Consider the following 13,761-nt stretch of genomic DNA (forward strand, 5'->3'; position numbering starts at 1 on the left):
CTGTGGCGCCGCCGGTCTCTCTCCTTCCCGGCGGCGCCACGCTAGTCCGCGGCCACGGCCACGCGTCCGCGGCTAGCGCGGCATGCAGTGGCGGAGCACCAGGTCGAGCTGGGCGATCCACTCCTTCACGAGGGCGGAGCGGCCGTTGACCTCGCAGTCGTAGGCCGAGCCGTCGTACAGCGTGACGACGACACGGAGCTGCCGCCCCCTGCGGGCGGACTCGTACTCGACGGACCCGATCTCCGCCCAGCCGAACTCGGCCTCCTCGTCGAACACTTCGAAGCGGATGCCATCGGCGTCGGCGATCACTCCACAGTCCCCGTCGGCGGCGACGAGCGCGGGTGCGGGCGGGGGCGGCTCCGCCGGCATGGTGGGCAGAGCGGGCAGCGGTGGCGCATGTCGTACGGGCGCCGGCACCGCGTCCCGTACAGGTGCCGGCACAGCGTCCCGTACAGGTCCCGGCACCGCGTCCGTTACGACGAGAGTGGGCGCCGCCCCCTCCCGCAGCGGCGACGTGCCCGCCACGGCGTCCAGGATCTCGCCCGGGGTCGGGCGCTCCTCCGGGGACTTCGCCAGGCACGCCCCCACCAGGCCGCGCAGCCCTGCCGGGACCGCCGTCAGGTCGGGAGCCTCGTGCACCGCGCGGTACATGAGCCCCATCGGCGTACCGTCCCCGAACGGGCGCCCGCCCGCCGCGGCGACGAGTACGGCGCCCAGGGCGAAGACGTCGGCGGCGCCCGTCACCTCCTCGCCGAGGGCCTGCTCGGGGGCGAGGTAGCCAGGGGTGCCGAAGGCCGTGCCGGTGGCGGTGAGCCGGGTCGACTCGACCGCGCGGGCGATGCCGAAGTCGAGGACGCGCGGCCCGTCGGAGGCCATGACGATGTTGCCGGGCTTGAGGTCGCGGTGGACGAGCCCGCAGGCGTGGATGGCCTCCAGGGCCTCGGCGAGCGCGGCCGCGAGCGAGCGCAGCCGCTCCTCGCCCATCGGTCCCTGGGCGGTGACGAGCGCCGAGAGGGTAGGTCCTGGGATGTAGGCGGTGGCGAGCCAGGGCGCCTCGGCTTCGGGGTCGGCGTCGACGACCTGCGCGGTGTGGAAACCGCCGACCTGCCGGGCGGCGGCGACCTCGGCACGGAAGCGGGCGCGGAAGGAGGGATCGGCGGCGAGTTCCGGCCGCGCCACTTTGACGGCGACGGCACGCCCGCCACGCGATCGGGCCAGATAGACGGTGCCCATACCGCCTTCGCCTAGCTTGCGTTCGATGACGTATCTGCCGATGAGGGTCCCCACGGGGACAGTATGGCCGAACTCGGCGTCTTGACCGGTCCATGACATGGCCCCACCATGTGCCCCGGACACCCGCACGAGTTTGTCGCACACCCCCACACTCCCCACCCAGGAGACGACATGCGACGTCCCACCCGCGGCAGAAGGTCCGCCACCCTCGCGGCCCTCGTGGCGCTCGCCCTCGCGGCGCCCCTCTCCGCCCTCACCACACCCGCCGGGGCCGACCCGGCGACGACCGCCGCCCGCATCGCCGCGGGCGCCGAGGAGGTGATCCGGCAGTACGAGGTCGCCGGACCGTCCACCCCGGCCGCCCGCACCGCGCTCATGGCCACCGGCGTCTCGATCGACGAGGTCGACGCACGTTCGGTCGTCGTCAGCGCCAACACCGAACAGCTGAAGAACCTCAAGGCGCTCGGCTACAAGCCGGTCGCCCTCCCCGGCCCGCCGAACCGCACGGCCGAGGGCGACACCCACGACCACGGCCTCGGTGCGCTCGACTTCCCCTCCGCCGACGCGAGGTACCACAACTACGCGGAGATGAACACGGAGATCGACCAGCGCCTCGCCGCCTACCCGTCCATCATGCGCAAGCAGGTGATCGGGAAGTCGTACCAGGGCCGGGACATCGTCGCCATCAAGATCAGCGACAACGTCACCGCCGACGAGAACGAGCCCGAGGTCCTCTTCACCCACCACCAGCACGCCCGCGAGCACCTCACCGTCGAGATGGCGCTCTACCTGCTGCGCGAACTCGGCGCGGGCTACGGCACGGACTCCAGGGTCACCAACGCCGTGAACGGCCGTGAGATCTGGATCATCCCGGACCTCAACCCGGACGGCGGCGAGTACGACATCGCCTCCGGCTCGTACCGCAGCTGGCGCAAGAACCGTCAGCCCAACTCCGGTTCGTCGTACATCGGCACGGACATGAACCGGAACTGGAACTACAAGTGGGGCTGCTGCGGCGGCTCCTCCGGTTCCAAGAGCTCGGAGACCTACCGGGGCACGGCCCCCGAGTCGGCCCCCGAGGTGAAGGTCGTCTCCGACTTCGTGCGCGGCCGGGTGGTCGGCGGGAAGCAGCAGATCACGGCGGCCATCGACTTCCACACCTACAGCGAGCTGGTGCTCTGGCCCTTCGGCTGGACGACCGCGAACACCGCCCCGGGCATGACGCAGGACGACCGGGACGCCTTCGCGACCGTCGGCGGGAAGATGGCCGCGAGCAACGGCTACACGCCCGAGCAGTCCAGCGACCTCTACATCACGGACGGCTCGATCGACGACTACCTCTGGGGCGTGCACCGGATCTTCGGCTACACGTTCGAGATGTACCCGGCGTCGTCCTCGGGCGGCGGCTTCTACCCGCCCGACGAGGTCATCGAGCGCGAGACGAGCCGCAACCGCGACGCGGTCCTCCAGCTCCTGGAGAACGCGGACTGCATGTACCGCTCGATCGGCAAGCAGGCCCAGTACTGCACGGCCTGACGACACGTACGTGACAGGGCGCCCCGGCGGTCCACCGCCGGGGCGCCCTGCCTCGGTTCTCAGCCGAGGACCGCGAGCGCGTCGATCTCGATGAGGAGGCCGGCCGGGAGGCCGACGTACACGGTCGTACGGGCGGAGGCGGGGGCCTTGAGGCCCTGCTCCTCGAAGTACTGGTCGTAGATCTCGTTCATCTCGGCGAAGTGGTCCACGTCGGTGAGGTAGACGCGCGTCATCATGACGTCGTCCCAGCTCGCGCCGCCCTCCTCCAGGATCGCCTTGACGTTGGCGAAGGTCTGGAGGGTCTGCTCGCGCAGGCTCGGGCCCGCGACCGTCGGGGGCTGTCCTTCGACGGCCGGCAGGAAGCCGACCTGGCCGGCGACCTGGAGGATGTTGCCCTTCTTCACGCCGTGCGAGAACTTCGCCGGCGGGGTGGTGTGCGTGGGAGGGGTGAGGGCGATCTTCTCGATGGTCATGCGCTGGCTTCCTTCGTCGGGGCTTCGCCGGAGTACTCGCGGCTGATGGCGTCCGCGGTGCCGCGCACCTGCGGGAGGAGGGAGAGGAGTTCCTCGGCGGTGACGACCACGTTGGGCGCCGAGACCGACATGGCGGCGACGACGCGCCCGTCGGCGCCGCGGATGGGGGCGCCGACGCAGTTGATGGACTCCTCGTGGCCGCCGAGGTCGGTGGCCCAGCCCTGTTCGCGTACGGTCGCCAGCTCCTTGAGGAAGGCGGCGGCGTTCGGGGTCGAACGGGACGTGTACGGCGGGTAGTCGAGCTTGCCCGCGACGGCGCGGCGCTCCGGCTCCGGCAGGTCGGCGAGGAGCAGCTTGGCGACGGCGGCGACGGTGATCGCGACGGGCTTGCCGATGCGGGAGTACATGCGGACCGGGTAGCGGCTCTCGACCTTGTCGATGTAGAGGACCTCGCCCTCCTCGTACACGGCGAGGTGGACGGTGTGACCGATGCGCTCGTTGAGGGCCGTGAGGTAGGGGTGGGCGATCTCGCGGATGTCGAGGTTCTCGACGGCCTCCTGCGCGAGGGCGAAGAGCCGGGCGCCGAGGCGGTAGCGCTGGTCCTGCTGCCGGTGGACGAGCCCGTGCTCGTGGAGGGTGCGCAGCAGGCGCAGGGCCGTGGACTTGTGGACACCGAGCCGCTCGGCGACCTGGCCGAGGTCGGCGGGGCCCTGGGCGAGCAGCGGCAGGATGCTGAGCGCCCGGTCGACGGTCTGGCTCATGGCGTACGTACCTCCTGGTCGTCCCCCGTCCAGCCGGGGCCGAGGTGAAGTGTGCCCCAGGCGGCCTCGTCGAGCGCGGCCAGCCGGTCGGCGTGGGCGCGGCGGGGAGGTGTGGCCAGGTCGGCGGGGACGGTGAGGGCGGCGGCGGCCATGAGGTGGCCGTGGCGGAGCCGGGTCCGCGTGTCGAGTCCGCGGAGGGTGGCGGACAGGAACCCGGCGGCGAAGGCGTCGCCGGCGCCGACGGGGGCGACGACGTCGACGCGGGGGGCGGGGACGGAAGTCTCAGCCCCGCCCGGGGGTCCCCCCACGGCCGCGAGGGCGTGGGGGGAGTTTGAGGCGCGGGGGTCCGGGGGCGGAGCCCCCGGTTCGGGACGGGGCGGGGTGGGGAAAGATCCCGCGCGGCGCTCGAACACGACCGCGCCCTCCCCACCCCTCTTCACCACCAGCACCGCCGGCTCCCGCAGCATCGCCCGGATCGTGTCCGGCTCGCCCACCCCCCACAACGCCTCCGCCTCGTCCGCGCCGACGAAGACGAGATCCGCCCGCCGGGCCAGTTCGAGCAGTACGCCGGCGGCTCCGACACCGTCCCGCCACAGCCCTGGCCGGTGGTTGACGTCGAACGACACGAGCGGGCGACCGGGGCGAGGGGCCGTGAGGTCCCGCATCAGAGCCAGGCAGTCCGCGGACAGGGCGGCCGTGATCCCGGTGAGGTGAAGGATCCGCGCGTCGGCGACGGAATCGTAGGGGACGGTGGCGGGCGACATGGCCGAGGCGGCCGACCCCGCCCGGTAGTAGGCGACCTCGTGGGCGCCGGTGGCCCTGTCGTCGGCCGTACGGAAGTAGACCCCCGTCGGCCGGTCCGGGTCGCGGTCCACGGCCCGGACGTCGACGCCGTACGCGCCGATCGTCTCCACCAGATGGTCGCCGAACCCGTCCCGGCCGACGCGGCCGACCCACTTCACCCGGTGTCCGGCGGCGGCGAGCGCGCAGGCGACGTTGGACTCGGCGCCGCCGATCGCGCGGGTGAAGGCGGGGACGTCGGCGAGGCGGCCCGGCCGGACGGGAAGGAAGGTGACCATGGACTCGCCGACGCACACCACGTCCGGGGGCGCGTGTCCGCTCACTCTCGGCTCCCTGTGGCTGCTGCGGGGCTGCGGGGCGGGTCCATTGACCGGCCCTCGGCCCGGATGTTAGACAGCCGTGAGCAATATGCGCAATGAGCGTTGCACATCCCGCAACGTCCACGACGAGGAGGCCTCATGCCCGACCTGGCGAACGAGACGCCCGCGCTGGTGAACGAGACGCCCGCCCTGACCGACGAGCGCGTCGACCACCGCTTCAAGGGTCTGCCCCCGGATGCCGAGGGCCTGACCGTCGGCGAGCTCTCCGCCCAGCGGCGCAACCTCTTCACCGGCGGCTACACCACCCCCGTCCTCGCCCTCTCCGCCGAGTCCGTCGAGCACAACCTGCGCCTCCTGGAGACCTACGCCGAGCGGCACGGGCTCGCGTTCGCCCCGCACGGCAAGACCTCGATGGCCCCCCAGCTCTTCGACCGGCAGCTGGAGCACGGCGCGTGGGGCATCACCGCCGCCGTCCCCCACCAGGCCCGCGTCTACCGGGCCCACGGCATCGCGCGGATCTTCCTCGCCAACGAGCTCGTCGACGCCGCCGCCCTGCGCTGGCTCGCCGCCGAACTCGACGCCGACCCGGACTTCCGCTTCCTCTGTTACGTCGACTCCGTGCGCGGCGTCGAGCTGATGGACGAGGCCCTGCGCGCGGCGGGCGCGGCCCGCCCCGTGGACGTCGTGGTCGAGCTGGCCGCCGGCGCGGACGGCCGCACGGGCGTACGGACCGGGGCGGAGTGCGCGGCAGTCGCCGACGCGGTCGGGGGCGTCGCCACGCTGCGGCTCGTCGGCGTCGCCGGGTACGAGGGCACGATGCCGGGTGCCGACGCCGAGCGGGTACGGGAGTGGCTCCACCGGCTCGTGGGGCTCGCGGCGGACTTCGACAAGGCAGGCCGCTTCGACCCCTCGATCGGCGAGATCGTCGTGAGCGCGGGCGGCAGCGAGTGGTTCGACGCGGTCGCCGAGGTCTTCGAGGAGACGCCCGAACTGTCTCTGCCCGTCCTGAAGCTGCTGCGCTCCGGCGCGTACGTCTCGCACGACGACGGCCAGTACCGCGAGAGGACCCCCTTCAACCGGATCCCCGAGGAGGGCGCGCTGCGACCCGCGTTCCGGCTGTGGTCGCAGGTCGTCTCCCGGCCGTCCGCCGAGCAGGCCTTCACCAACGCGGGCAAGCGGGACGCCGCTCACGACCTGCACCTCCCGGAGGCTCAGGTGGTCCGCGACGCCCGTACGGGCGAGATCCGCGCGGCGGAGGGCGTCACCGTCTCGGGCCTCTCCGACCAGCACGCCTGGCTCGCCACCGCGCCGGAGGCGGACCTGGAGGTCGGCGACTGGATCGGCATGGGTCTCTCGCACCCCTGCACGTCCTTCGACAAGTGGCAGCTGATCCCGCTCGTCGAGGCCGACGGCACGGTGGTCGACCACATCCGCACCTTCTTCTGAGAGGGACCGGGGAGAGAGCCATGGATCTGGTCATCCGCGACGCCGAGGTCGTCGACGGCACCGGCGGCCCGTCCTACCGGGCCGACGTGGCGGTCGCCGACGGCCGGATCGCCGCGATCGTGCAGGAGGGCGCGGCGGCCGGCTGTCAGCGTCCGACCGGCCGCCGTGTCCTGGACGCTGAGGGCCTCGTGCTCTCCCCCGGTTTCATCGACATGCACGCCCACAGCGACCTCGCGCTGCTCCGCGACCCGGACCACAGCGCGAAGGCCGCGCAGGGCGTGACCCTCGAAATCCTGGGCCAGGACGGCCTGTCGTACGCCCCGGTCGACGACCGCACGCTCGCGCAGGTGCGCACGGCGATCACCGGCTGGAACGGGTACGGCGAGGACGTCGACTTCGACTGGCGGACGGTCGGCGAGTACCTGGACCGCCTGGACCGCGCGCACGGCGGCCGGGGCATCGCCGTGAACGCCGCGTACCTGGTCCCCCAGGGCACGGTGCGGATGCTGGCCGTCGGCTGGGAGGACCGCGCCGCCACCGGGGCGGAGCTCGACCGGATGCGGCGGCTCGTCGCCGAGGGCCTTGAGCAGGGCGCGGTCGGCATGTCGTCCGGCCTGACGTACACGCCGGGGATGTACGCGCCCGACGCCGAACTCACCGAACTGTGCCGGGTGGTGGCCGAGTACGGCGGCTACTACTGCCCGCACCACCGCTCGTACGGGGCGGGAGCCCTTGAGGCGTACGAGGAGATGGTGCGGCTCACCCGCGACGCGGGCTGCGCCCTCCACCTCGCCCACGCCACGATGAACTTCGGCGTGAACGAGGGCAGGGCGCCCGAGCTCCTCGCCCTCCTGGACGGGGCCCTCGACGCGGGCGCGGACATCAGCCTCGACACGTACCCGTACACGCCCGGCTGTACGACCCTGGTCGCCCTGCTGCCCAGCTGGGCGAGCGAGGGCGGCCCGGAGGCGGTGCTCGCGCGGCTGCGGGACGAGGAGACGGCCGAGCGGATCCGCCACCACCTCGAAGTCACCGGCTCGGACGGCTGCCACGGCGTGCCGGTGGACTGGCACACGATCGAGATCGCGGGCGTGACCGGTCCCGGCCTCGCCGGGTTCACGGGCCGCCGCCTGGACGGCTGGGCGACGGCCCGCCGGCTCCTGCTCGACGACCGGCTCGGCACGACGATCCTCCAGCACGTGGGCCATGAGGAGAACGTCCGGACGATCATGCGGCACCGGGTGCACACGGGCGGCTCGGACGGCATCCTGCAGGGCCTGAAGCCGCACCCGCGCGCGTACGGCACGTTCCCCGAGTACCTCGGGCGGTACGTGCGCGAGCTCGGCGTCCTCTCCCTGGAGGAGTGCGTCGCCCACCTCACCTCCCGCCCGGCGGCCCGCCTCCGTCTCCCGGACCGGGGCCGGATCCGGGAGGGCTTCGTGGCGGACCTGGTCCTCTTCGACCCGGAGACGGTGGCGTCGGGCGCGACGTACGCCGCACCGCGCACCCTGCCGGTGGGCATCCCGCACGTCCTGGTCGACGGCAGATTCGTGATCGAGGACGGCCGGCGGACGGACACCCTCGCGGGCCGCACGATCCGCCGCGCCCCCTAGGGCTTCGTCCCCCCGCGTTCAGGGCGGTGCAGCACGAATCTGGCGTAGGCGAAGCTCTCGCCCGCGCGGGGTGCCCGGGTCCAGGACCGTGTCGTGAAGGTACGGAGCCTGCCCCGGGTCAGTGCGAAGCGGGGGAGCGACAGACCGAGTTCGGCGTGCAGGGCCTCCAGTGCGCGCCGCTCGTTGTCCGGGCCGGTGTCCTGCGGACGGAACAGCCGTTCGGGGTCCAGGGCCTCGGGTATCGCGCCGGATCGCTGGATCTCCGTACCCCGCACGGTGAAGGCGTAGAGCTCCTGGCCGTGTTCGGCCACCGACACGTGGAAGGCCGCCGGGTGGTCCGGGGACGAGCGCCTCGGGTCGGACCACACCACCACCGCGCGGCCGGACGGGGAGGCGGCCGCGGCCGGGGACAGGAACAGGCCGTGCAGGTGGCGGAGGGAGGGCCCGTCGAAGGCGAAGGCCCACCCTTCGGCCGTGCGACCGGCGGCGACGACGGCCCGGTCCTCCCAGAGTTCCACGCCCTCCCGCTCGTGCGGCTGGGGCGCACGCCGGAAAGACCTCGACAGATCGACGGGCGCGCTCAGTTCGGCGCCCTCCTCGCCGATCAGGGCGGGCAGGCCGGAGGGGTCGACCCCCTCGACCCAGACGCAGCGGTAGCCGTCGAGCGGCTGCCCGTACCTGAACGGCCCCGCCAGCCAGGCGAGGCCCGGCGGATCGAGATCGGGCACCGGCTCGGGAACGGGTCCCGTCTCCCCTGCCCGCGGTGTCGCGAGGATCTCCCGCCCGCGCTCCGGAGTGATCAGCGGCCCCAGGACCGGATCGGCGAGCAGACCGAGCGGGACGACCATCAGGGGTCCTGGCGCCTCCCACAGCGGCAGCGCGTCCCGCAGCACGTGCCACGCGGCGTCGGTCGCGCCCCAGCGGGCCGCCTCCCGGGCCTCGGCGACGGCCCGGCCCCACGGACCGGGAGGCGCGTACCGGTGGGTGCCTTCCCGCACGGCGCCCAGTACGGCCTCGGCGATCTCGGGGGCGGCCCCCCGGGCGGCCATCATCCGCAGCCACTGCTCGTCCGCGCCCGACCGCCCCCGGCCGTTCGCCTGCTCCATGGCCTCCAGGGGCAGGACCTCCGGCTGGTACAGCGGGTCCGCCACCAGGTGGCCGAGGCCCTGGGAGCCGCCCGGAGCGAGCAACTGCCTGAGCTGGTTCAGCAGGACGGCGCTGCGCGGCCTCCCGAAGGAGAACGCCTCCTCCAGGAGCGGCAAGGCCTCCTCGTACCGTCCGCGCAGGGCCAGCAGGTGCGCCTCGTCCACGTGGGCGTCCTGGGCGCGCGTGGTCGCGTTCACGAAGTCGGGTTGCGCCGCCCGGTCGGCGTGGAAGCGCCGGTACATGCTCTCCATGTACGCGCGGAACGAGGGGTAGCGGTCGGGCGTTTCACCGCTCCAGCCCTGGTAGACGTAGAGCGCCCACTCGCCGTCCTGGTCGCGGTCGCCCGGGTCGAGAAGGGCGTGCGACATGTCGGAGTCCGTTTCGAGGCGCAGCGCCCGCCGCCACATTCCGGCCAGCAGGACGTCCTCCTCGCGCGGATCGTCGCCCTGATCCGGCTCGTACAGCTCGGTCATGCCGTACGGGTCCTGGAACCAGTCGATGTCCGCGGCGCCCCCGAGTCGGTAGATGGCGGCCGTCTGGTCGACGTGCCACCCGTCGCTCGCGGCCAGGAACGACCGGTACGAGGGCGGAAGGCGTCGCCCCAGCCGCTCCTCGGCCGCGGCGATGGCCGCCTCGCCGGCCCCGGGCCTGCCGGGACCGGCGAGAACCCCCGCGCCCGGGTCCTCATCCGAATCCTCCTGCGGGTCCGCGTCCGCGCGCGGAACCCACTCCTCCTGCCACCGTCCCAGGAACTCGTACCAGTCGAAAGGTGCGCTGCTCATGCCCGAACGGTGCCATCCGGTACTGACATCCGTACCGCAGTTCGGCGCCGGCATCCGGTACTGGCGTCCGCGGCGCCCTCATCCGTACGCGCAGCCGATGCCGTGGGACGGGCCGCCTAACATCCCGTGTCATGGCGATGTTCGTGCACGTGACCTCGGCGGCGAACGCGCCGCGCATCCGGCGGTCGGGGATCCGGGCGGCCGGCCACGGACAGGGCAACGCGCGCGGGGTCTACTGCTTCCCGGTCCTGCCGTCGTACACCCTCACCCACCAATGGCTGCGCGAGCTGGCCCGTTTCGGCAGCCGGGGCGGGCTCGTGGCGGTCCACGTACGGCTCGACGACGCCCAGGACGTGCTGGTCGGACGTTATACCGACCGTGCGCGGGAGGCCCAGGCCACCGTTTCCGCGTCAGAGGCGGTGCGGCGGATCGCGGCCCTGGACGATCCGCGCGGGTGGGAGGTGTTCGTCCCCCGGGCGATCCGGCCGCGTGAAGTGCACCGGGTCCGCGCCGCTCCGCAGGTGGCGGGCTGGCGGTACCTGCCGGACGCGCACGGTGTGCGCCCCTGCACCTGTTTCGGGTGCCGCGTGCGCGGCGGGTACGGCGCGCGGCGCCTGCGCGAGCGGTTGCCGCATCCGCTGGACGGTCCGCCGCCACCCCCGAGAGTGCTGCTCGCCCGGGTCGAAGCCGGTGACCCCGGGGACCCGGCCGCGCTGCGGGAGGCACTGCACTGGTTCGGGATGCGTCGGCGCGGCCCGCTCGCCCGGTTGAGTCGCCTCGCCGCCCACCCCGACCCCGGCGTGCGGGAGGACCTGGTGTGGGCGGTCGCCCGTTGGTCCACCCCAGGGGTCACCGAACTCCTTGACGGCCTCGCCGACGACCCGGACCCGGACGTCCGGGAGGCAGTCGAAGTCGCCCGTGATCCGCTGTGACCAACGACTGATCGGAACGGATCGTCTAGCGGGCGAGCTGGTCGCGCAGCCAGGCGGGGGCCGGGTTGACGTGGGCGCGGCCGGCCACGACGACGGTGGGCACGGTCTCGTCGCCGCCGGTGGCCGCGCGTACCACCGCCGCCGCCTCCGGGTCGCGCCAGATGTCGACCCAGTGCGCCCTGCGTGCGCGGGCGCCGAGACGCAGGCGAAGGCGGAGGCAGAACACGCAGCCCGGCCGCCAGTAGACGATCGGCCGGCCGTCGGCCTCGGCACGGCGCCGGGCCTCCGCCGCCCCGGTCGACCTCGGGAAGGCCAGGGGCGAGGTGGCGGCGGCGAGCAGCACGAACAGCAGCAGGAGGCCCAGGGCCGTGCCGGGGCTCCCTCCGGCGGCCCGGCCGGCCGCGACGAGCGCACCGCAGAGCAGCAGCAGAACGGGAAGGATCCAGGCACGCGTCATGCGCCGGAGGCTATCGGCTCTCAGGAGACCCGTGCGGTGTCATGCGGCGACAGGTGTTCGGCGGCCGGCACGGCGACGGGCCACGGGTCCCGCCGGAGCCATGCGAGACCGAGGGCGAGGACGACGCCCGCGAGGACGAAGCCGTACCAGGGGGTGTGGCCCGAGGGCGCCGTCTCGTACACGAGGGCGGCCGAGAGCACGGCGAGGACCTGTCCGGTCCGCCCGCGCCAGGCGACCGCCGCGACGACGGCCGTCCCCCACAGCAGGTACCAGGGCTGCACCATCGGTGACAGGGCGACGAGCGCCACCAGCGAGAGGCCGAGTCCGAGGACCGGGTCGAGGGCGCCCTTCCACGACCGCCACGCGAGCCACACGATGAGGGCGAGGGCGACGAGCAGTCCGAGCTTCTGCACGAGGCCCTTCACGGGGTCGGGGTCGTCGCCGACGAGCAGCCCGAGGCCGAGGCCGAGATCGCTGGTCACGGACAGCGCGGTGTGGATAGAACCGGCGACGCTCTGGGTCCGCAGCCACCCGAACCCGGTCCCGGCCAGCACCGTCGCCCCCGCCGCCACCGCGCCCGCGACGGCCCCCGGAAGCACGAGGCCCTTGGCCAGGCCCCGTACGCCGCCGTCCCGGCGCGCGATCATCACGCCGATGAAGAGCAGCGCGACCGCCGCCGGCGACTTGATCATCATCGCGAAGCCGACGAGGACACAGCCGAGCACCCACCGCCCGCGCGTGGCGAGCAGCACGCCGCCGAGGACGAGGCCGATCATCAGTCCGTCGTTGTGCATGCCGCCGACGACGTGGATCAGGAGGAGCGGGTTGAGGGCGGCCAGCCAGACCGCGCCCGCACGGCCGCCGGGACCGCCGCCGAGTCCCCGTACCGCCCAGACGATGAGGGCGAGCGCGGCCAGGGCGATCAGCCGCATCCCGAGGACGGCGGGCACGACGGCCCCGCCGGTCACCTCGACCACCGCGGCGGCGAGGAGCAGGAAGACGGGTCCGTACGGTGCGGGGGTGTCGGTCCAGTTGCCGCCGACGCTCGCCGCCGCGTCCGCCCCGAGCTGGTCGGGGCGGAGGAGGGAGGGCCCGCCGCCGTACACGTCGTGCCCTTCGAGGACCATGGCGCCCTGCGCGATGTAGCTGTAGACGTCCGCGCTGTACAGGGGCGGGGCGAGGAGCAGCGGCGCGGTCCAGCAGGCGAGGGTGGCGAGCACGCCGTCCCGGGCGCCCCGGGCGAGGAGGACGCCGTACCGCCACCAGGCGGCGACGAGCAGGGTCAGGCCGAGGTACGCGAGGACGGCGCTGGCCAGGGTGAGCGCGGAGCCGCGCGGCTCCCACAGCCCCCAGCCGCCGCGTACCGGCAGCGTCCCGGCGGCCCAGCCGCCCACGGCGACGCCGAGAGCACCGGCCGCACCCAGCCACCGGCATCCTGACCCACTGAAAACCCACATGACGGGCCAACCTATCCCGGCCGGCCGGGGACCCCTGTTTCCAGCGGCCGCCCACCGCCCCGGCCCCGTCCTCGGGCGCCCGGTGCGACTCAGGCTTCAGGCACCAGACCCAGGCCCAGGCACCAGGCCCAGGCACCAGGCACCAGGCACCAGGCACCAGGCACCAGGCACGTCCTACCTCGGGCGCTTGGTCTGCCCCCGGCCCCGTCCCGGCTTGTCCTCCTGGCCGCCGTCGGCGGAGGCGTCTCCCGTCGGTACGGCCGCGGGGTCGGTCGTCGTACCGTCTCCGGCCCCGGACGGCTCGGTCGACGCGCCCGGTTCCGACGCCGCCGGGGAGGCGGAGGGGTCCGTACCGCCGGCCCCGTCCCCGCCGGTCTCCCGCCCGTCGGCCCCGGTGGGCCGCGGGGAGCCGGAGACGCCGGGGACGACGGTCGGGTCCGCCTGGATCAGCGCGGGCGGCCCGTCGTTCGCGCCGCCGTCGGGGGAGCCCGTCCCGCCGCCGTCGCCGCCTCCGGCGAGCAGCGCGGCGCCGATGCCGAGGACCGCGACGCCTCCTGCGGCGAGCAGCCAGACGCCTGCCCGGCCGCGGCGTGCGGGGGCGTGACGGCGGCGGCCGGGCCGGGGTGCGGCGGCTCCGGAGACGTGGTGGCTCATGAGCCCGGATTGTAGGGATCACGACACACCCGGTGCGACACGGGTCACACCGGGCGCCGCCCGTGGCCCCCGCCCGGTCCCGCCCGTGGCCCCCGCCCGGTCCCGCCCGTGGCCCCCGCCCGGTCCCGCTTGTCGACCGCCGCCCGGTCC

12 protein-coding genes are annotated in these 13,761 nt (G+C 74.0%); 4 read left to right on the forward strand and 8 right to left on the reverse strand.

All coding sequences use genetic code 11. From position 1 onward, the window contains the following. Positions 1 to 72: 72 nt before the first annotated feature. Positions 73 to 1,287, reverse strand: a complete 1,215-nt coding sequence (locus IO20_RS0121655) for a serine/threonine-protein kinase (RefSeq protein WP_030548770.1) — start codon at positions 1,285 to 1,287, stop codon at positions 73 to 75. 117 nt (positions 1,288 to 1,404) lie between these two features. Between IO20_RS0121655 and IO20_RS0121660 the strand changes: the two genes are divergently transcribed. Then, on the forward strand, positions 1,405 to 2,769 hold the full coding sequence (locus tag IO20_RS0121660; protein WP_030548773.1) for a M14 family metallopeptidase: 1,365 nt from the start codon (positions 1,405 to 1,407) through the stop codon (positions 2,767 to 2,769). Positions 2,770 to 2,828: 59 nt separating this feature from the next. Here IO20_RS0121660 and IO20_RS0121665 read toward each other — a convergent pair whose 3' ends face one another. Genes IO20_RS0121665 through IO20_RS0121675 form a run of 3 tightly spaced genes read right to left on the reverse strand, consistent with a single transcriptional unit; the run spans position 2,829 to position 5,082 of the window. Then, entirely contained in the window at positions 2,829 to 3,242 is a 414-nt protein-coding gene (locus IO20_RS0121665; RefSeq protein WP_030548775.1) for a RidA family protein, read from the reverse strand. Continuing rightward, a complete protein-coding gene (locus IO20_RS0121670; protein ID WP_030222852.1) occupies positions 3,239 to 4,003 on the reverse strand; it encodes an IclR family transcriptional regulator in 765 nt (254 codons plus the stop codon). The genes IO20_RS0121665 and IO20_RS0121670 overlap by 4 nt, the downstream gene beginning before the upstream one ends. After that, a complete protein-coding gene (locus tag IO20_RS0121675; protein WP_397787745.1) occupies positions 4,000 to 5,082 on the reverse strand; it encodes a sugar kinase in 1,083 nt (360 codons plus the stop codon). The genes IO20_RS0121670 and IO20_RS0121675 overlap by 4 nt, the downstream gene beginning before the upstream one ends. Positions 5,083 to 5,262: 180 nt before the next feature. Here IO20_RS0121675 and IO20_RS0121680 point away from each other — a divergent pair, with 180 nt between their 5' ends. Next, complete coding sequence (locus IO20_RS0121680) at positions 5,263 to 6,570, forward strand: amino acid deaminase (protein ID WP_051874373.1); 1,308 nt, start codon at positions 5,263 to 5,265, stop codon at positions 6,568 to 6,570. 20 nt (positions 6,571 to 6,590) lie between these two features. Then, positions 6,591 to 8,183: an N-acyl-D-amino-acid deacylase family protein gene (locus tag IO20_RS0121685; protein ID WP_030548782.1), complete on the forward strand. Its 1,593-nt coding sequence runs from the start codon at positions 6,591 to 6,593 to the stop codon at positions 8,181 to 8,183. On the opposite strand, the gene IO20_RS0121690 is transcribed toward IO20_RS0121685, so the two are convergent. After that, the gene (locus IO20_RS0121690) at positions 8,180 to 10,111 is read right to left on the reverse strand and encodes an SMI1/KNR4 family protein (protein WP_030548784.1); all 1,932 of its coding nucleotides are present in this window, start codon (positions 10,109 to 10,111) and stop codon (positions 8,180 to 8,182) included. The two genes, IO20_RS0121685 and IO20_RS0121690, sit on opposite strands and share 4 nt — an antisense overlap. A gap of 131 nt (positions 10,112 to 10,242) precedes the next feature. Between IO20_RS0121690 and IO20_RS0121695 the strand changes: the two genes are divergently transcribed. Continuing rightward, positions 10,243 to 11,043: a HEAT repeat domain-containing protein gene (locus tag IO20_RS0121695; protein WP_030548786.1), complete on the forward strand. Its 801-nt coding sequence runs from the start codon at positions 10,243 to 10,245 to the stop codon at positions 11,041 to 11,043. Positions 11,044 to 11,068: 25 nt separating this feature from the next. Here the strand turns inward: IO20_RS0121695 and IO20_RS0121700 are convergent, their stop codons facing one another. The 3 genes from IO20_RS0121700 to IO20_RS36775 form a co-directional block, all read right to left on the reverse strand. Further along, positions 11,069 to 11,500, reverse strand: coding sequence for a glutaredoxin domain-containing protein (locus IO20_RS0121700; protein WP_030548788.1), 432 nt, complete (start codon positions 11,498 to 11,500; stop codon positions 11,069 to 11,071). A 20-nt stretch (positions 11,501 to 11,520) separates the two neighbouring features. After that, on the reverse strand, positions 11,521 to 12,957 hold the full coding sequence (gene mptB / locus IO20_RS0121705; protein WP_030548791.1) for a polyprenol phosphomannose-dependent alpha 1,6 mannosyltransferase MptB: 1,437 nt from the start codon (positions 12,955 to 12,957) through the stop codon (positions 11,521 to 11,523). A 174-nt stretch (positions 12,958 to 13,131) separates the two neighbouring features. Beyond that, entirely contained in the window at positions 13,132 to 13,611 is a 480-nt protein-coding gene (locus IO20_RS36775) for a hypothetical protein (protein ID WP_037635981.1), read from the reverse strand. Positions 13,612 to 13,761: the final 150 nt, after the last annotated feature.

Source organism: Streptomyces exfoliatus (genome assembly GCF_000725545.1).
In the GTDB taxonomy this organism is placed as follows: Bacteria; Actinomycetota; Actinomycetes; order Streptomycetales; family Streptomycetaceae; genus Streptomyces; species Streptomyces exfoliatus.